Origin of the sequence: Saccharothrix syringae, from assembly GCF_009498035.1 — a bacterium.
Classification (GTDB): Bacteria; Actinomycetota; Actinomycetes; order Mycobacteriales; family Pseudonocardiaceae; genus Actinosynnema; species Actinosynnema syringae.
Window position 1 is genome coordinate 6,921,573 of the sequence record NZ_CP034550.1, and the last position, 18,713, is coordinate 6,940,285.

13 protein-coding genes and 2 pseudogenes are annotated in these 18,713 nt (G+C 72.1%); 10 read left to right on the top strand and 5 right to left on the bottom strand.

The genetic code is table 11. The features are described from left to right. Window positions 1–193: 193 nt before the first annotated feature. The 9 genes and pseudogenes from EKG83_RS29350 to EKG83_RS29385 all read left to right on the top strand — a co-directional run bounded on the left by EKG83_RS29350 (window position 194) and on the right by EKG83_RS29385 (window position 11,997). Entirely contained in the window at window positions 194–892 is a 699-nt protein-coding gene (locus EKG83_RS29350) for a FadR/GntR family transcriptional regulator (RefSeq protein ID WP_033436008.1), read from the top strand. Next, window positions 889–1,779 carry an amidohydrolase family protein gene (locus EKG83_RS29355; RefSeq protein ID WP_033436007.1) on the top strand — a complete coding sequence of 297 codons (891 nt, stop codon included), beginning with the start codon at window positions 889–891 and terminating at the stop codon, window positions 1,777–1,779. The genes EKG83_RS29350 and EKG83_RS29355 overlap by 4 nt, the downstream gene beginning before the upstream one ends. A gap of 587 nt (window positions 1,780–2,366) precedes the next feature. Continuing rightward, window positions 2,367–3,224, top strand: a pseudogene (locus EKG83_RS48445) (endo-1,4-beta-xylanase); the annotation flags it as partial. Window positions 3,225–3,320: 96 nt separating this feature from the next. Then, a pseudogene (locus tag EKG83_RS48450) lies at window positions 3,321–3,749 on the top strand (RICIN domain-containing protein); the annotation flags it as partial. Window positions 3,750–3,864: 115 nt separating this feature from the next. Continuing rightward, a complete protein-coding gene (locus EKG83_RS29365) occupies window positions 3,865–5,982 on the top strand; it encodes an RICIN domain-containing protein (RefSeq protein ID WP_194282946.1) in 2,118 nt (705 codons plus the stop codon). Between the two features lie 32 nt (window positions 5,983–6,014). Then, entirely contained in the window at window positions 6,015–7,358 is a 1,344-nt protein-coding gene (locus EKG83_RS29370) for an extracellular catalytic domain type 1 short-chain-length polyhydroxyalkanoate depolymerase (protein ID WP_033435859.1), read from the top strand. 46 nt (window positions 7,359–7,404) lie between these two features. Next, on the top strand, window positions 7,405–8,811 hold the full coding sequence (locus tag EKG83_RS29375) for an endo-1,4-beta-xylanase (RefSeq protein WP_228122266.1): 1,407 nt from the start codon (window positions 7,405–7,407) through the stop codon (window positions 8,809–8,811). Between the two features lie 440 nt (window positions 8,812–9,251). Then, window positions 9,252–10,961: a PQQ-dependent sugar dehydrogenase gene (locus EKG83_RS29380; RefSeq protein ID WP_084717203.1), complete on the top strand. Its 1,710-nt coding sequence runs from the start codon at window positions 9,252–9,254 to the stop codon at window positions 10,959–10,961. 37 nt (window positions 10,962–10,998) lie between these two features. Further along, complete coding sequence (locus EKG83_RS29385; protein ID WP_033435860.1) at window positions 10,999–11,997, top strand: SMP-30/gluconolactonase/LRE family protein; 999 nt, start codon at window positions 10,999–11,001, stop codon at window positions 11,995–11,997. Between the two features lie 47 nt (window positions 11,998–12,044). Here EKG83_RS29385 and EKG83_RS29390 read toward each other — a convergent pair whose 3' ends face one another. Further along, window positions 12,045–12,443 carry a hypothetical protein gene (locus tag EKG83_RS29390; RefSeq protein ID WP_153278526.1) on the bottom strand — a complete coding sequence of 133 codons (399 nt, stop codon included), beginning with the start codon at window positions 12,441–12,443 and terminating at the stop codon, window positions 12,045–12,047. A gap of 212 nt (window positions 12,444–12,655) precedes the next feature. Then, window positions 12,656–14,722: an acyltransferase family protein gene (locus EKG83_RS29395; RefSeq protein ID WP_033435862.1), complete on the bottom strand. Its 2,067-nt coding sequence runs from the start codon at window positions 14,720–14,722 to the stop codon at window positions 12,656–12,658. Window positions 14,723–14,916: 194 nt separating this feature from the next. On the opposite strand from EKG83_RS29395, the gene EKG83_RS29400 reads away from it, so the two are divergent. Next, on the top strand, window positions 14,917–15,510 hold the full coding sequence (locus EKG83_RS29400; protein ID WP_033435863.1) for a hypothetical protein: 594 nt from the start codon (window positions 14,917–14,919) through the stop codon (window positions 15,508–15,510). Here EKG83_RS29400 and EKG83_RS29405 read toward each other — a convergent pair. The 3 genes from EKG83_RS29405 to EKG83_RS29415 form a co-directional block, all read right to left on the bottom strand. Continuing rightward, a complete protein-coding gene (locus EKG83_RS29405; RefSeq protein ID WP_063741576.1) occupies window positions 15,495–16,166 on the bottom strand; it encodes a restriction endonuclease in 672 nt (223 codons plus the stop codon). The two genes, EKG83_RS29400 and EKG83_RS29405, sit on opposite strands and share 16 nt — an antisense overlap. 141 nt (window positions 16,167–16,307) lie before the next feature. Further along, window positions 16,308–16,628 carry an STAS domain-containing protein gene (locus tag EKG83_RS29410; RefSeq protein WP_033435865.1) on the bottom strand — a complete coding sequence of 107 codons (321 nt, stop codon included), beginning with the start codon at window positions 16,626–16,628 and terminating at the stop codon, window positions 16,308–16,310. Then, window positions 16,625–18,622 carry a glycogen debranching protein gene (locus EKG83_RS29415; protein ID WP_051767065.1) on the bottom strand — a complete coding sequence of 666 codons (1,998 nt, stop codon included), beginning with the start codon at window positions 18,620–18,622 and terminating at the stop codon, window positions 16,625–16,627. Before EKG83_RS29415 ends, EKG83_RS29410 begins: the two co-directional genes overlap by 4 nt. Window positions 18,623–18,713 lie beyond the last annotated feature (91 nt).

Below are 18,713 nucleotides of genomic sequence, written 5' to 3' on the forward strand. Positions count from 1 at the left end.
GATGAATCTTCGATCCGCGGGCGGAGCGCTGTCCATACCAGCCGACCGATTGCGCCGCAGGTCCACCCGGATGGCCTGACAGGACAAGGACTTCGACCTCGCAGCCGCGAACACCCGGACGGCCGAGTCCTTCCGGGAGATGGGATGTCTTGTTAGCCTGCCGCCGCACACCCGCACGGGACCGGGGAGTCCGATGTCGCTGACCGACAAGGCGATCGACCGGATCAGGGACCTGATCCGGTCCGGCGAGCTGCCGCCGGGGGCCAAGCTGCCGCCCGAGCAGCAGTTGGCCGCCGAGCTGGGCCTGTCCCGGAACCTGATGCGGGAGGCGGTCAAGGCGCTGGTCCTCGCGCGGGTGCTGGAGATCCGGCGGGGCGACGGCACCTACGTGACCAGCCTGGGCCCGGAGGTGCTGCTCGGGGGCGTCGCGTCCGCCGTGGAGCTGCTGCGGGGCGAGACGCTGCTGGAGCTGACCGAGGTGCGCAGGCTGCTCGAACCGGTCGCCACCGGCCTCGCGGCCACCCGCATCTCGCGCCGCCAGCTCGACGAGGTCGGGCGGCACCTGGACGCGATGCGCGCCGCCCGGGACGACGTGGAGCTGCTCAACCGGCACGACGCCGCGTTCCACCGGGCGGTGGTCGCCGCCACCGGCAACGCGGCCCTGGCCACCCTGCTGGAGGGCATCTCCGGCCGCACCCTGCGCGCCAGGGTGTGGCGGGGGCTGGCCGACGGCGACGCGGCGGACCGCACGCTCGCCGAGCACCAGGCGATCCACGACGCCCTGGCCGACCGCGACGCCGCCCTGGCCCAGGCCGCGGCCCTCGTGCACGTCAACACGACCGAGAGGTGGCTGCGCGAGCACCTGGCGCCGGCCGGGCGGGAGGCGACGTGACCAGGATCGACGCGCACCACCACCTCTGGCGGCTCCGGCCGGGGGCACCGGGCGGACCGGGGCCGGGCCGCCGGGCCCACGAGTGGCTGGCCGGGCCGGGGTCGGCCGCGATCCGCCGCGACTTCACCCTGGACGACCTCTCCCCCGTCGCCTCGGCGGCGGGGATCGACCGGACGGTCCTGGTCCAGGTCCTCCCGGAGGTCGCCGAGACGGCGGAGTTCCTGTCCCTGGCGGACGGGAGCGACGGGCTGGTGGCCGGTGTCGTCGGGTGGGTCGACCTCACCGACGACGGCGTGGGCGACGCGCTCGCCGCCCTGCGCGCGGGCCCCGGCGGCGACCTGCTCGTCGGCGTGCGGCACCTGGTGCAGGGCGAGGCGGACCCGCGCTGGTTGGCCCGGCCGGACGTGCGGCGCGGGCTGCGCGCGGTGGCGGGCGCGGGGCTGGTCTACGACCTGCTCGTCCTCGTCCACCAGCTGCCCGCGGCCATCGAGGTCGTGCGCGCGCTGCCCGGGGCGACGTTCGTCCTGGACCACCTCGCCAAGCCCCCGATCGCCGCCGGCGGGCGCGAGCCGTGGGAGTCCCGCATCCGCGAGCTGGCCGCCGAGCCGAACGTCGCCTGCAAGCTGTCGGGCATGGTCACCGAGGCCGACCACGCCGGGTGGACCGCGGCGGACCTGCGCCCGTACGCCGACGTGGTGCTGGACGCGTTCGGCCCGTCGCGGGTGATGTTCGGCTCCGACTGGCCGGTGTGCCTGCTCGCCGGCTCGTACCGGGAGGTCGTCGCGGCGGCCGAGGAGCTGACCGCCGGGCTCACCGCCGCCGAGCGCGACGAGGTCTTCGGCGGCACGGCCGCCCGCGTCTACCGGCTGCCGGGACAACGGCGCTGAGAGCGCCTCGCCCATAACGGGCACAACGGGTCGAAACGGCGGCGCAACCCAAATCGACCCTCCTCCACGTCACCTTTGACGGGTGGTCGCACCAATGCGCTGCGACCCGGTCCACCGCTCTGCACGGTAACCATCCCCGCGAGGTCCGGTCAACGCTCCCGGACAGCTAAAATGTTTGCGTTAACTTTAGCTCGTCCTGCGGAATTCGCCGTCGAACGGCGTTCGACCAGGCTGCGCCGCCGGGGGCGCCGCCGCGCGCCCGACCGCACGCCCGCCGGCCGCGACACGGGGTCCCACCTGCACGAAACATTTTCGGCGCACCTTGACCGGCCCTGCGCCATCGTTCACAGTCTGAGAGGCACGACGCGTACCCGCGGTGACGACTACCGCACCCCAGCGCCCTCCCCTTTGCGCCGAGGAGGTTGGACCTCTTAATTGTTAGCGTTAACAGCAAAGCTCTGAATCAACGTCCCAATCCGTGAGGACACGTGATGAACCATTCGATGCGAGCGGTCAATCGACCGGCGCCCGCGCGGCGGTCGAGAACAACGGCGTTGCTGCTCGTGACGGGCCTGGTCGCCACCATGATGGCGGTGGCGTTCACCGGCTCGGCCCAGGCGGGCACGACGCTGGGCACGGCGGCGGCGGAGAAGGGCCGCTACTTCGGCGCCGCCATCGCGGCGGGCAGGCTCGGCGACTCGACCTACGTGAACATCCTCAACCGGGAGTTCAACAGCGTCACGCCCGAGAACGAGATGAAGATGGACGCGACCGAGCCCAACCAGGGCCAGTTCACGTTCACCAACGGCGACCGGATCGCCAACCACGCCCTCAGCCGGGGCATGAAGGTGCGCGGCCACACGCTGGCCTGGCACGCCCAGCAGCCCGGCTGGATGCAGCGCATGGAGGGCTCGGCGCTGCGCCAGGCGCTGGTCAACCACATCAGCCGGGTCGCGTCCTACTACAAGGGCAAGATCTACGCCTGGGACGTGGTCAACGAGGCGTTCGCCGACGGCGGCAGCGGCGGCCGGCGCGACTCGAACCTCCAGCGCACCGGCAACGACTGGATCGAGGTCGCCTTCCGCACCGCCCGCGCCGCCGACCCGGGCGCGAAGCTGTGCTACAACGACTACAACACCGACGGCATCAACGCCAAGTCCACCGGCATCTACAACATGGTGCGGGACTTCAAGTCCCGGGGCGTGCCGATCGACTGCGTGGGCTTCCAGTCGCACCTGACCAACTCGGCCCCCTCGGACTACCAGGCCAACCTGCAGCGCTTCGCCGACCTCGGCGTCGACGTCCAGATCACCGAGCTGGACATCTCCGGCTCCAACCAGGCCAACGCCTACGCCGCCGTCACCCGCGCGTGCCTGGCCGTGGCCCGCTGCACCGGCATCACCGTCTGGGGCATCCGCGACAGCGACTCCTGGCGCACCGGCCAGAACCCGCTGCTGTTCGACGCCTCGGGCAACAAGAAGGCCGCCTACACCTCGGTCCTCAACGCCCTCAACGGCGGCACCACCACCCCGCCGGGGACGATCGACACCACCGCGTGGTACGCGCTGGTCAACCGCGGCAGCGGCAAGGCCCTCGACGTCTACAACCTCTCCACCGCCGACGGCGCCCGGATCACCCAGTGGACCCGCAACGACGGCAACAACCAGCAGTGGCAGTTCGTCGACTCCGGCGGCGGCTACTACCGGGTGAAGTCCCGGCTGTCGGGCAAGGTGCTCGACGTCTACAACTTCTCCACCGCCGACGGCGGCTCCGTCGTCCAGTGGACCGACGGCAACGGCACCAACCAGCAGTTCCTGGTCACCGTCTCCGACGGCTACGCCAAGCTGGTCAACCGCAACAGCGGCAAGGCCGTCGAGGTGCAGGGCGCCTCGACCGCCGACGGCGCCAACGTCGTCCAGTACAGCGACTGGGGTGGCACCAACCAGCAGTGGCAACTCGTCCGCGTCGGCTGATCCGCCCCGGACACCGCAAGGAGCACTTCCCCTGCCAACCGACCCCGGGGCCCCGCACGCCGTGCGGGGCCCGGGCCGCATCCCCGCCCGGCGCGGCGGGCAAGGAGCTGTCATGTCCCTCCCCGATCAACTGCCAGGGCGCCTCGCGCGCCGACGTGCCCGGTGGTCGCGGGTGGCCGCGGTGCTGGCCGCGGTCGCCCTCGGAGGTGCGATGGTCATCGCGGGCTCGGCGACCGGCTCGGCCGCCACCGTTGACACGAACGCGTGGTACGTCCTGGTCAACCGCGGCAGCGGCAAGGCGTTGGACGTCTACAACCTCTCCACCGCCGACGGCGGCCGCATCACCCAGTGGACCCGCAACGACGGCAACAACCAGCAGTGGCAGTTCGTCGACTCCGGCGGCGGCTACTACCGCCTCAAATCACGCCACTCCGGCAAGGTCCTCGACGTACCCGGCTCCTCCACCGCCGACGGCGCCGCCATCCAGCAGTGGACCGACGGCAACGGCACCAACCAGCAGTTCCGGCTGGCCGACTCCGACGGCGGCTACGTGCGGCTGATCAACCGCAACAGCAACAAGGCCGTCGAGGTCCAGAACGCCGCCACCAACGACGGCGCGAACATCGTCCAGTACAACGACTGGGGCGGCACCAACCAGCAGTGGCAGCTCGTCCGCCTGGGCACCGGCCCCACCACGACGACGACCACGACCACGACGACGTCGCAGCAGCCGGGTGGCCAGTTCACCAACCCGGTGGTGTGGCAGGACTTCGCCGACGTGGAGGTGATCCGGGTCGGGGAGGTCTACTACATGACCGCCTCCACCATGCACTACTCGCCCGGCGCGCCGATCCTGCGCTCCTACGACCTGGTCAACTGGGAGTTCGCCGGCCACTCCGTGCCCTCGCTGGACTTCGGCACCAAGTACGACCTCACCAACGGGCAGCGGGCCTACGTCAACGGCATCTGGGCGTCGACCCTGCAGTACCGGCCGTCGAACCGGACCTACTACTGGGCCGGGTGCATCGACTTCAACGACACCTACATCTACACCGCCACCAGCGTCGAGGGCCCCTGGAACCGGCACGCCCAGATCGACAACTGCTACTACGACGCCGGCATGCTCATCGACGACAACGACACCATGTACGTCGCGTACGGCAACTCCACCATCAGCGTCGCGCAGCTGTCGGCCGACGGGCGCAGCCAGGTCCGCGCGCAGCAGGTGTTCCAGACGCCCTCCAACATCGGCACGCTGGAAGGCTCGCGCTTCTACAAGCGGGGCAACAGCTACTACATCTGGCTGACGCGTCCCGCCAACGGCCAGTACGTCCTCAAGTCCGACAACGGCCCCTTCGGCCCCTACACCGTCCGCCAGGTCCTGCTCGACCTGCCGGGTCCGATCTCCGGCGGCGGCGTGCCCCACCAGGGCGGCCTGGTCCAGACGCAGAACGGCGCCTGGTACTACATGGCGTTCATCGACGCCTACCCCGGCGGCCGCGTCCCCGCGCTGGCCCCGATCACCTGGACCTCGGACGGCTGGCCCACCCTGCAGACGGTCAACGGCCGCTGGGGCGCGAACTACCCCTCGCCGCTGCCCACCCGCCCGGTCAAACCGCTCACCGGCACCGACACCTTCCCGGGCACGGCGCTGGGCCCGCAGTGGGAGTGGAACCACGACCCGGACACCTCCCGCTACTCGGTCAACAACGGCCTGACGCTCCAGACGGCCACGGTCACGGGCGACCTCTACGCGGCCCGCAACACCCTGACCCACCGCATCCAGGGCCCCACCTCCACGGCCACCATCGAGCTGGACTACAGCGCGATGCGCGACGGTGACCGGTCCGGCCTGGCCATGCTGCGCCAGTCCTCGGCCTGGATCGGCGTCAAGCGCGACAACGGCCAGACCCGCGTCTCCATGACCACCGGCCTGGCCATGGACGGCAGTTGGCGCACCACCAGCACCGGCAGCGAGGCGGCGGGCGCCGCGATCTCCGGCGGTCGGATCTGGCTGCGGGTCAACGCCGACATCCGACCCGGCTCCGGGCGCGTCGCCAGGTTCTCCTACAGCACCGACGGCACCAACTTCACCACCCTCGGGCCGACGTTCACCCTCAACAACACCTGGCAGTTCTTCATGGGCTACCGCTTCGGCATCTTCAACCACGCCACCCAGGCCCTCGGCGGCGCGGTGACCGTCCGCAAGTTCGACCTCACCACCCCCTGACCGCCGCCCGAACAACACGAACGGAGGCCCACGTGGTCAAGAGCAGGCTGACGGCCGTCGTCGCCGCGGTGCTGCCGCTCATCGCCGGTCTCGTGCTGGCGGTGGTCGCGCAACCCGCGAACGCGGCGTCGCTGGTGCGGGTGACGAACTTCGGCACCAACCCCACCGGCCTGAACATGTACGTCTACGCACCCGACGCGGTGGCACCACGTCCCGCCCTGCTGGTCATGGTGCACTACTGCGGCGGTTCCGCGAGCGCCGTCCACAACGGCAACGGCCGCGACTACGCCACCGCGGCCGACCGGTACGGGTACGTGATCGTCTACCCGGAGGCCACCCGCGAGGGCCGCTGCTTCGACGTGTCCACGGCCAACGCGTTGCGCCGCAACGGCGGCGGTGACTCCACGGGCATCATGTCGATGGTGTCCTACGCGCGGCAGCGCTACAACGTCGACCCGGGGCGCATCGTCGTGGCCGGCTTCTCGTCCGGCGCGATGATGACCAACGTGCTGGCCGCCCAGTACCCGGACGTGTTCAGCGCGGGCGCGGCGTACTCGGGCGTCCCGGCGGGCTGCTTCGCGACCACCAACGGGTCGCTGTGGAACAGCCAGTGCTCGGGCGGGAACCTGCTGAAGACCCCGCAGCAGTGGGGCGACCAGGCGCGGGCCATGTACCCCGGCTACACCGGGCCGTACCCGCGGATGCAGCTGTGGCACGGCACGACCGACACCACGCTGGCCTACCCGAACTTCGGCGAGGCGCTGGACCAGTGGACCAACCTCCACGGGCTGAGCCGGACGCCGTCGTTCACCGACTACCCGCAGTCGAGCTGGACCCGCACCCGCTACGGCAACACCGGTACCAACGCCACCATCGAGGGCATCAGCATCCAGGGCACCGGCCACACCCTGCCGCAGGCCGGGATGCTCGCGTACTCCATCGCCTTCCTCGGCCTGGACCGCCCGTCCACCACCACGACGACGACCACCACTTCCACCACGACCACCACTTCCACCACCACGACGACCACCACGACGACCACCACGACGACGTCGGTCCCGCCCGACGCCTGCAAGGTCACCGCGGCGGTCAACGCCTGGAACAACGGCCTGACCGAGACGATCACCATCACCTCCGCCACGGCCCTGAACGGCTGGCAGCTCCGGTTCACGCTGCCCGGCGGGCAGGCCATCACCGGTGGCTGGAGCGCGAGCTACTCGCCGACCACCGGCCAGGTGACCGCGCGCAACGTCGACTACAACGCGCAGGTCCCGGCGGGCGGGTCGGTGTCGATCGGCTTCCAGGCCACCCACACCGGCGACGACTCCGCCGCCGGCGGCTTCACGCTCAACGGCGCGCCGTGCGCCGCGGGGTGACGGCCGCCGTGGCGCACCCAGAGCAGCCAACCGACCGGGAGGCACAGTGACCAGCACGATGACGAGGCTCGGGGCGGTGGCGGCGGCGCTGGCGTCCGCCGCCGCGCTGACCGTCGCCCTGTCGCCCGCGGCGTCGGCCGCCGCGCCCCTGCGCGACCTCGCCGCGGCCAGGGGGCGGTACTTCGGCAACGCGATGACCGCGGGCGACTTCAACGACTCCGCCTACCGCGCGTTGAGCGCGCGGGAGGCGGGCGTCGTGACGCCCGGCAACGAGATGAAGTGGGACGCCACCGAACCCAGCCGCGGCGGCTTCACGTTCACCCGGGGCGACCAGGTCGTCGCCGGCGCGGTCGCCGCCAACCAGAAGGTCCGGGGGCACACGCTCGTCTGGCACAGCCAGACCCCGGCGTGGGTGCAGAGCCTGTCCGCGACCGACCTGCGCACGGCGATGGTCAACCACATCAACACCGTCATGGGGCACTACAAGGGCAAGCTGTTCGCCTGGGACGTGGTCAACGAGGCGTTCGCCGAGGACGGCACGCGGCGGCAGTCGTTCTGGCAGCAGAAGCTCGGCGACGGCTACATCGCGGAGGCGTTCCGCGCCGCCCGCGCCGCGGACCCGACCGTGAAGCTCTACTACAACGACTACAACACCGACGGCATCGGCGCGAAGAGCGACGGCGTCTACAACATGGTCAAGGCGTTCAAGCAGCAGGGCGTGCCCATCGACGGCGTCGGGTTCCAGGCGCACCTGATCGTCGGCCAGGTGCCGTCCACCACGCGGCAGAACCTCCAGCGGTTCGCCGACCTGGGCGTGGACGTCGCGATCACCGAGCTGGACATCCGGATGAAGACCCCGGCCGACAGCGCGAAGCTGGCCCAGCAGGCGCGGGACTACGCCGAGGTCACCAACGCGTGCCTGGCGGTGACCAGGTGCGTCGGCATCACGACCTGGGGGTTGAGCGACAACCACTCCTGGATCCCGGGCGTGTTCCCCGGTGAGGGCGCGGCGCTGCCCTTCGACACCAACCTCCAGCCCAAACCCGCCTACCAGGCGATGAGCACGGCCTTCGGCGGCCCGGGCACGACCACCACAACCACCACCACCACCACGACCACGACCACGACCACGACCACGACGGGTACCCCGCCGACGGGGTGCACCGCGACCTACCGGATCACCGGGCAGTGGCAGGGCGGCTTCCAGGCCGAGGTCAGGGTCAGCGCCGGTGCCGCGCCCATCAGCCGGTGGGCGGTCGACTGGACGTTCACCGACGGGCAGTCGGTCAGCTCCTCGTGGAACGCGGTGCTGACCACCCAGGGCGCCTCCGTGACCGCGAGGAACACCTCCTACAACGGCACCCTCCCGGCCGGTGCCGGCACGACGTTCGGCTTCGTCGGCACCTCGAACGGCCCGAACGCGACACCCTCACCCACCTGCACCGCGGCGTGAGCCCCGCGGGCTCGACCCGACCGGGGTCGGGTCGAGCCCGCGGACCAGGTGGACCGCCGAACCCCGAAAAACTCGGCCCGCCGTGTTATCGCTAACCGGATCCGGGTAACCCCGGAGTGGTCTTGTCGGTGGCGGAAAGCGTGCGCTACGGTGCCCTGGGAACGCTCCCAGACATGCTGGCCCGGCATCTGGCGACGACACCACGCACCCTGCTCGCAAGGAGGCGGAGCATGGCTCCACGTGCGCGAAAGCGGTCCGGGTCGTCATCGTTCCGCTCCAGACCCGGTTCGGCGCCCGCCACGGCCGCCATCCGGCGCGTCTAGGGACACCTCCGCTCGACCACTTCGGCGCACGTCGGCCGCCATCGACGGGGCGCGATGTCGCATGACCTTTGTTAGCGATAACAATGCGATTTCGCCTGTCTCCCCCGGAGGAACACCATGCGAGACCTCCTCGCGACCAGGAAGAGCACCGCCTTCCGCAGGCGACTCCGAGCGGCGGCGGTGGTGCTGTCGGTCCTCGGTGTCGTGGGCTCCACGTCCGCCGCCGACGGCGCCACCCAGCGGCTGCTCGGGGCCGGTACCGACGACACCACCCCGCCGACCGCGCCGACCGACCCCGGCGTCGCGGACCTGACGTGCACCGGGGTGACGTTCTCGTGGTCGGCGTCGACCGACGACGTCGGGGTGGCGTTCTACGACGTCTACCACGACGGCCAGCTCATGACCTCGGTGCCGGGCACCGCGCTGTCGGCGGAGCTGACCGTGGTGCCGGGCGCCACCTGGGGCCTGTACGTCAACGCCCGCGACGCCGCCGGCAACGTCTCCCAGGCCAGCGCCACGGTCACCATCACCGTGCCGCAGTGCCAGGCCGACACCGAGCCGCCCACCACCCCGGAGGGGGTGACCGCGACCGCGTCGGGCACCACGGTCACCGTGCGCTGGTCGCCGTCCACCGACGACGTCGGCGTCACCGGTTACGAGGTCCTGCGCGACGACACCCAGGTCGGCTCGGTCACCGGCCCGACCGCCGGGTCGTTCACCGACAGCGGCCTGGCCGCGAACACCCGCTACGAGTACCGGGTGCGGGCGCGCGACGCGCAGGGCAACCGCTCGGCCCCGAGCGCGCCGGTCGCGGTCACCACGGGCGCCGCCTGCGCCACCGCGCTGTGCTCGGTCACCAGGGTCACCACCGAGACGGACCTGCCGTGGGGCCTGACCACCCTGCCCGACGGGCAGGTGCTCTTCGGCCGCCGCGACACCTTCGAGGTCGTCCGCCTCGACCCCGCCACCGGCGCGAAGACCAGCCTCGGGCGGGTGCCGGGCGCGACGGGCACCGACGGCGAGGGCGGCGTCCTGGGCCTCGCCGTGGCCGCCGACTTCACCGCCGACCCGTGGCTGTACGTCATGCACACCAGCTCGACCGACAACCGGGTGGTGCGCATCCGCTACACCGACGGCGCGCTCACCGGCGACCCGCAGGTGCTGCTGACCGGCATCCCGCGCAACAAGTACCACAACGGCGGCCGGCTGCGCTTCGGCCCCGACGGCAAGCTCTACATCGCCACCGGCGACGGCCAGAACGGCGACTGGGCCCAGGACCTCGACAACCTCGCCGGCAAGGTCCTGCGCATCAACACCGACGGCACCGTCCCCGCGGACAACCCCTTCGGCACCCCGGTGTGGAGCTACGGCCACCGCAACCCGCAGGGCCTGGCCTTCGACTCCCGGGGCCGGCTGTGGGAGCAGGAGTTCGGCAACTCCGTCATGGACGAGACGAACCTCATCGTGCGCGGCGGCAACTACGGCTGGCCCGCCTGCGAGGGCACCAGGGGCAGCTGCGACGAACCCGGCTTCGTCGCGCCCGCGCACACCTACCCCGTCGCCGAGGCTTCGTGCAGCGGCATCGCCGTGGTCCGCGACGCCCTCTACATCGCCTGCCTGCGCGGTGCGCGCCTGTACCGGGCCGAGATCACCGACGACGGCCTGACCAACGTCCAGCAGTTCCTCAACGGCACCTACGGGCGCCTGCGCACGGTGGAGCCCTCCGCCGACGGCGGCCTGTGGCTGACCACCAGCAACTACGGCGACAAGGACAGCATCGCCAACAACAGCAGGGAAAGCATCCTCAAGGTCACCCTCGGACGGTGAACCGGGGCCCTCGCCCGGACCGCGAAAAGGAGTCACCATGCCCCGTTCCCGGACACCGCGCCGCCGCCGCGCGCTGACCGCGGTGGCGGTCGCCGTCGCGGGCGCCGTCACCCCCGTCGCCGACGCCGCGCCGGCCTCGCCGTGCACGCCGGGCGCCACCTACGGCCCGCCGCTGCCGAGCCAGGCGGTGACGGCCCAGCTCGTCCGAGGTGGGTTCAACTTCCTCGAAGGACCCACCTGGGACCAGCGCACGGGCACCCTGCTGCTGTCGGACATGCAGAACCCCACCGGCCCGCAGGGCGTGCAGCCGTCGGCCGTGCTCAGGTACACCCCGCCGGCGACCTTCGAGACGTTCATCGCCCAGTCCGGCAGCAACGGCCTGGCGGTCACCCCGGACGGCACGCGACTGCTCGCCGCCACCCACGACAACCGGACCGTCTCCTCCTACGGCCTGACCGACGGCAGCCGCACCACCGTCGCCGCCGACCACCTCGGCCGCGCGTTCAACTCGCCCAACGACCTGACCACCGGCCCGGACGGCACCACCTACTTCACCGACCCGTCGTTCCAGCGCGGCAACCGCGCCGACGAGCAGGGCGGGCGGACCGGCGTCTTCCGCGTCCGCGACGGCGTGGTCAACCTCGTCGACGACACCCTGGTGCAGCCCAACGGCATCGTCCTGTCGCCCGACGGCACGACGCTCTACGTGGGTGCCACCGGCAGCAACGCGATCGTGAAGTACACCGTCTCCCCCGACGGCACCCCCGGCAACCGCACGACGTTCGCCGACCTCCGCACGCCCGACGGCGCGACCGTCGACTGCGCGGGCAACGTGTACTGGGCCTCCTACGACGACGGCCTCGTGCACGTCTTCTCCCCCACCGGGACGAGGCTCGGCACCATCTCCGCCGGCCGCAACACCACCAACGCGGCGTTCGGCGGCCCGGACGGCCGGACCCTCTACATCACCTCCGGCACCTCCGGCCGGTTCGGGCTCTACCAGGTGCGCCTCAACGTGCCCGGCAACCCGTTCTGAACCGGGACCGGGGCGGCGTCGCGGCACGCCGCCCCGATCCCCCGGAGTCAGCCGGTGAGCACGACGTCCTCGTGGTAGTCGCCGCACACCAGCTTGAACAGCGGCATGTGCGGCCAGACCGACAGGTAGCAGGTGCGCCACCGGAGCGGGTGCGCGTCGGAACCCAGCGGCGCGAGGGAGACGGTCCGCGTCTCACCGCACTGCGGCTGGACGCGCCCCTGCCCCCCGTCCCACGTGTAGTCGACGAGCCACACCATGTCGCAGTCGTTGCGCGTGACCACTAACGAGTTCGGCCCGGCCGCCGGGTCCTCGTCACCGGCGTTGTACCGGACCTCGATCCGCGGGACGTCGGCGGGCCCGGGCGCTGCCGCTCGGGCGGTGGTCGGGAGGAGCAGGGCCACGACGCCGAGGACGACGGCGGCCCGGATCAATCGACCTGGTGACAACGGGACCTCCTGGAGGGAGTCGGACGACGCTGTCCGAGTGCCCGGTCCGCGAGATCACCACACCCGTGGAGGTCGCCCGGCCGCGTCACCCGTACGAATGCGGTCCCCGCGCGGCGGCACCGGGCAGGAACGGGGCGACGCCCGTCCGCGGCCTGCGGCGGGCCTGCCGCTCGGGCCGCCGAACAGCGATTTCCCGCGGCCCCGGCCGGCGGCTACTCGACGTCGAGGGCTTCCGCCAGCACCGGCGCCAGCGTGCGGCTGAAGGCGGCGTTGAGGTGGTCGGGGTCGTAGTACACGACGAGGTTGCCGACGACCCCGTGGCACTCCTGCTCGTCGCAGAAGTAGTCGGTGAAGTCCACCAGCGACACGTCCGGGTTGCCGCTGGTCCGCGCGACCTCCGCCAGCGGGTCCAAGGGCTGCGCCACGGCGCGGTCCACCGAGCACGCCGTCGGGTCGGCGGGGTTGAGCGCCACGCACTGGTGGTCGCGCACCTCGCCGTTCAGCGGCGGGTCGCCCAGCACCACCACGCGCGCGCCCGCGTCGGTCCACCGCTTCCAGGGCGGTTCGAGGCCGTCGCGGTACTGCTCGGTCTGCGAGCGGCCGCTGCCGTCGTCCACGACCTCCTTGCGCGCGTAGAACGACGTCAGCACCACCGAGGGCGAGTCCTCCGCGATCACGTCGGTCATCCGCGCGGACCAGTCGGCGCACTTGCGCCTGGCCTCGTCGGTCGTGGCGCCGCGGTAGCCGACGAAGTCCACGTCCGCCATCGGGCACCCGCCCAGGTAGCCGACCTTGAACACCCAGCCGTGCTCGCGCGCCAGCTCGGCCACCATCGGCTGCCACTGCTGGGCATGCGAGTCGCCGACCAGCCACACGACCCGCGCGGACGCCGAACCGCCGCTGTAGTCGCAGCTCAGGACGTCCTTCAGGTCGGCGACGTCGACGCAGCCCTCGGGCCTCTTGAAGTACTCGTTGGCCGGCCCCATGTGCACGACCTTCGCCGGGCCCAGCGGGTTGGGGCAGCCGTTGGCCGGGATCATCGCCCGCCCGCCCGCGCACGGCCCGGTGCCGTGCTCGGCCACGTCGCGCTCGGCCTGCGCCACGTGCCGCTCGTAGGTCCAGTTCAGGCCGCCCGCGGCGGCGGACACGACGACCAGGCCGGCCACCATCGCGGCGAACGTGGCACCGGTGCCGGCGCGGACCGCGATGCCCCGGTCCTCGATCAGCACCTTCGACAGGTAGGCCAGTACGAACGAGGCCGCGAGCACGACGAGCAGGTACGGCGTGGTCATCCGGCCCGCGCTCAGCGCGTCGCCGAACACGAACGGCGCCACCACGACCAGCGGCCAGTGCCACAGGTACAGCGAGTAGCTGATGTTGCCGGTGAACTGCACCGGCGCCGACGCCGTGACCCGCGCGTGCCACTGCTGCCCAGGGCGCTGACCTGCGAGGATGACCAGCGCCGTGCCGACGGTGGGCACCAGCGCGAGGTAGCCGGGGAACGGCGTGGAGTGGTCGTAGCACAACGCCGACCCGATGATCAGCGCGAACCCGGCTGCCGACGCCACCCCGGACAGCCGCTTCGACAGCTCGACGCCGGTCAGGGCGATGAGCGCGCCCAGCGCGAACTCCCAGACGCGCCCCGGCGTGACGAAGTACGCCTGGCTCGGCTCGACCTGCGTGTAGTAGGTGCTGAACGCCAGCGACGCCGCACCCACCACCGCGATGCCGACCACCTGGGCCCGGCGCCGCCGGACCTTGAACAGCAGGATCAGCAGCAGCGGCCAGACCAGGTAGAACTGCTCCTCCACCGACAGCGACCAGTAGTGCTGGACCAGACTGGCCGCCGCGTTGGCCGCCGAGTAGTCGACGGACTTGGCCGCGAGGAGCCAGTTCTCCCAGTACAGGGCGGCCGCGAACGACTCGGACGCGGTCGCCTCCCAGCGCGGGTAGGGCAGCAGGAAGTAGGCCGCCACCGTGCTCACGACGAGCACCAGCAGCGCGGCGGGCAGGAGCCGGCGGACGCGGCGGGCGTAGAAGCGGGCGAGCCGGACGCGGCCGGTCGAGGTGATCTCGCGGTCGAGGTGCGAGCTGATCAGGAAGCCGGAGATGACGAAGAAGACGTCGACGCCGACGTAACCACCGGTGAGCCCGGTCGGCCACAGGTGGTTGACCACCACCGCCAGCACCGCCACGGCCCGGAGGGACTGGATGTCGGTGCGGAACGCCGACGGCCTGCGCACCTCGGCGGGCGCGCGTTCCTCGATGACCGTGCTCACGCTTTAGCTCGTCCCTCACATGCATTACCCGATTACGGACTGTTGCCGGAGCACGGTACAGGACCAGGGCGCACCCGGATGCCATCGGGCCTCGAATTCGGGTTTGAGACCCCGGATCAGCGGGTATCGGTGGAGGTTCGCCGCCGCCATGGTCATCAAGGTGAACCGGCCGGTGCCACACCCGTCCTGTAGACATGACCGACGAACACGCCGCGTTCGGCGCACGACGCATCGACGTGACACGCCTGCCCGAGGACGTCGTCGAGCTGATCGACGCCCTCGCCCCCGGCGAGAGCCTGGTCATCACCCGGAAGGGCGCCCCGATCGCGCTGCTCTCCGCCGCGGGCTCACCGCGCGTGAACACCGAGCGGGCACCGCTGGTGCCCGACGTGACCGTGGTCGCCACCGCGATGAAGCTGTCGAGGTCGGCCCGCGCGGCGCTGTCCGCCGCGCTCGGCGGGGACTACATCGTGCTCGACCTGCACGCCGCCCCGAGCACGGCCGACGTGCTGCTGGTGCCGCCGAGCAGCCCGCAGCTGATCGGGGGCCTGCGGTCGATGTTCCCGAACGCCCGCGTCGTCGTCACCGAGGTCGAGGACAACGGCCTCGGCGTCAGCCACCCCGGCCCGGTCCGGCGCCTGCTCGACGCCGGCGCCGACAGCTACCTGGCCTCGACCACCATCCCGCGCCTGGCGGAGCAACTGGACCACGACGTGACCCGGCACCGCGAGCTCACCGCCGGCACCACCCCCACCCGGATCATCGAACCGGCTCACCACGAGCGGTAGGGGCCGCTGCGCGACAGGGGGAACGGCGCGGCGCCCGTGCGCGCCCACTCGGCCAGGACCGCGCGGTCGACCAGGACGATGCCGACGCCGGCCGCCACCTTCCGGGCCTCGGAGGTGAAGTCCGACGTCGTCACGATCAGCGAGATGTCGGCCCCGTGGTAGAGCCGGTCGGTGCCGGCGAACAGCTGCACGGCCTTGGTGCCGACCTTGGTCCGGCCGTAGCGCTTGCACTGCACCACGACGAGGCCGCCGCCCGGCGCCGTGGCCAGGACGTCCGCGCCCGCGTCACCCGACCCGCCGACGACGCGGACGTCGGTGCACCCCGACCGGCTCAGCAACCGGGCCGTCCACCGCTCGAACTCCACCCCGCTCATCCCGTCGGTGACCTCGATGACGCGGTCGCGCTCGGCCTGGAGCGACGCCTCGCGGCGGCGGGCGCGCAGCCACAGCACGAGGCTCGCCACTCCCCCGGCCAGCAGCGCCGCGGCGATCAGCGCGGACAGCACCGGGTGGGTCCGGACGAAGTCGACGAGCAGGAACAGCGCGATGCCACCGCCCACGAGCAGCAGCGGTGACACCTTGGTCTTCCGGCGGCTTCTCCCCCTGGCGCGCTTCTTCCCGCCGCCCTTCCCGCGGTTGCGTGTTCGCGCGGCCATCCCTCCCCCTCGCCGCCGTCCAGGATGCCCACCGGCGGCACCGCGGCACAGGCCCCATCGAGTGAACCCGCGCGGGTCGCCCCGGGAGGACGGGGGGCGCGGCGGGGGCGATCCCCCGAACTCCCCGCCGCGCCCCCCGCCTCACGCCACCAGGGCGATCGGTGGCGCGCTGACGCCCGAGAAGCCGGACAGCCGAACGGTCTCGGCCACCGCGCCCCGGGCGCCCGTGATCTCGATGCGCAAGCCCGGCCCGGCCGTCTGGTGCGCCATCAGCAGGCTCCGGACGCCCGCGCTGGGCAACGCGGTCAGGCGTTCCAGGTCGAACACCAGCCGCCGGACGGGCAGCAGGGCCACCGCGCTGATCAGCTGGTCCAGCGTGGGGACCGCCTCCTGCCCCGCGTACCCGGTCAGGGTCACGGTGGCCTCGTCGTCGTCCATTTCCACCTTCGTGTACAGCGTCATCCCTCTGCTCCTCCTCGCGGGGCCGTGGTGAGCACCAGCACCGAACGCGGCCCCGCCGGAATCCGGTCCTGGTCGACGGGCACCGGGTCGCGGTGCACCTCGCAGGTCGTGGTGTCCAGGAACAGCCGCCACCGCGCGCCCGGCGGCAGCGCGACCTCGGCCGGTTCCCAGTGGGAGTTCGCGACCACCAGCACGACGTCGCCGGGCGCCTCGAACGTCACGGTGAGCAACGAGCCCTCCGCCTCGTGCCGGACGCCGTCGAACGCGTCCCGCCGCAGGGCCGGGTGCGCCCGGCGGAACGCGATCAGCGACCGCGTGTACTCCACCAGGTCCCGGTTGCGCGTCGCGGCATCCCAGTCCACCCACGACACTTCGTCGTCGTGGCAGTACGCGTTGTTGTTGCCCTGCTGGGTGCGGCCGAACTCGTCGCCGGCCACCAGCATCGGCACGCCCCGGCCGAGCAGCAGCAGCGCCAGCGCGTTGCGGGTCAGCCGCCCGCGCAGGGCCAGCACCTCCGGGTCGTCCGTCGGGCCCTCGTGGCCGCAGTTCCACGAGTGGTTGACGTGCTCGCCGTCGCGGTTGTGCTCGCCGTTGCGCTCGTTGTGCTTCTCGTTGTACGAGAACAGGTCGGCGAGGGTGAAGCCGTCGTGGGCGGTCACGAGGTTGACCGACGCCAGGGGGCCGCGCCCGGCGTAGAGGTCGGGCGACCCGGCCAGGCGCAGCGCCGCCTCCCCCGCCGTGCCCGGGTCGCCCTTGAGGAAGCGCCGGACCGCGTCGCGGTACCTGCCGTTCCACTCGGCGAACCGGCCGTGCGCCGGGAACGAGCCGACCTGGTACAGCCCCGCCGCGTCCCACGCCTCCGCGATCAGCCTGGTGTCCCGCAGCAGCGGGTCCTCGGCGATCGCCCGCAGCAGCGGCGGGTCGGCCAGCGGCGTGCCGTCCGCGCCCCGCGTCAGCGCCGAGGCCAGGTCGAACCGGAAGCCGTCCACGTGGTACTCGGTCACCCAGAACCGCAGGCACTCCAGGACGAACTCGACGACCAGCGGGTGGTTGGCGTTGAGCGTGTTGCCGGTGCCGCTGTAGTCGCGGTACCCGCCGTCGTCGTCCAGCAGGTAGAACACCCGGTTGTCCAGGCCGCGCAGCGAGATGGTCGGGCCGTTCCCGTTGCCCTCGGCGGTGTGGTTGAACACCACGTCGAGCACCACCTCGATGCCCGCCCGGTGCAGGGTCTTCACCAGCGTCTTCAGCTCCGCGGAGGCGTCCGGGCCGGACGAGTAGCCCGCCTTGGGCGCGAAGAACCCGACCGTGTTGTACCCCCAGTAGTTCCACAGCGCCTGGCCCGCGACGGGGTCGAACCGGTCGTTGGCCAGCTCGTCGAACTCGAAGACCGGCAGCAGCTCGACGCAGTTGACGCCCAGCTCCCGCAGGTACCCCGCCTTCTCGGCGAACCCCGCGTACGTGCCGGGCGCCGCCACCCCCGACGACGGGTGCCGGGTGAAACCGCGCACGTGCGCCTCGTACACGACCAGGTCGCGCGCCGGCAGGCCGAGCGGCCGGTCGCCCTCCCAGTCGAACTCGTCGACCACCACCCGGCCGCGGTACCGGAACCCCTCGAACGGCTGCCGCGGCCCGCCCCACCGCTCGCCACCGCCGCCGATCGCCCGCGCGTACGGGTCGGCCACGACGCGCCGCGGGTCGTAGCGGTCGCCGGGGCCGCCCGGACCCCACACCCGGTAGCCGTACTCCAGGTCGCGGTGGTCGAGGCCGGGCACCGTCATCGCCCACACGCCGCCGGTCCGGCACTCCGGCGGGAACGGCAGCTCCGCGAAGGGCTCCGCCTCGCCCGCCCGGTACAGCACCAGCGACACCGCCGTCGCCCCGCTGGACCGGACGGCGAACGAGATGCCGCCCGGCACCACCCGCGCACCCGGCGGGTGCGGCGGTGCGGGCCGCACCGCTTCGATCAGCTCCGCCTCGATCAGCCTGGCTTCCACGTCTCCCCCGAGGAGTCCCGCCGGAAAGTCCTACCGAAGAGGTCCCACCGCGGCCGGTCGCGGCTCCCGCACGCGACCGGCCGCGCGGGCC

Excerpts from the sequence above, each read along its gene's own strand:
- EKG83_RS29350 (WP_033436008.1), top strand. The coding sequence starts at position 194 with ATGTCGCTGACCGACAAGGCGATCGACCGGATCAGGGACCTGATCCGG.
- EKG83_RS29365 (WP_194282946.1), top strand. The coding sequence starts at position 3,865 with ATGTCCCTCCCCGATCAACTGCCAGGGCGCCTCGCGCGCCGACGTGCC.
- EKG83_RS29380 (WP_084717203.1), top strand. The coding sequence starts at position 9,252 with ATGCGAGACCTCCTCGCGACCAGGAAGAGCACCGCCTTCCGCAGGCGA.
- EKG83_RS29385 (WP_033435860.1), top strand. The coding sequence starts at position 10,999 with ATGCCCCGTTCCCGGACACCGCGCCGCCGCCGCGCGCTGACCGCGGTG.
- EKG83_RS29400 (WP_033435863.1), top strand. The coding sequence starts at position 14,917 with ATGACCGACGAACACGCCGCGTTCGGCGCACGACGCATCGACGTGACA.
- EKG83_RS29405 (WP_063741576.1), bottom strand. The coding sequence starts at position 16,166 with ATGGCCGCGCGAACACGCAACCGCGGGAAGGGCGGCGGGAAGAAGCGC.
- EKG83_RS29410 (WP_033435865.1), bottom strand. The coding sequence starts at position 16,628 with ATGACGCTGTACACGAAGGTGGAAATGGACGACGACGAGGCCACCGTG.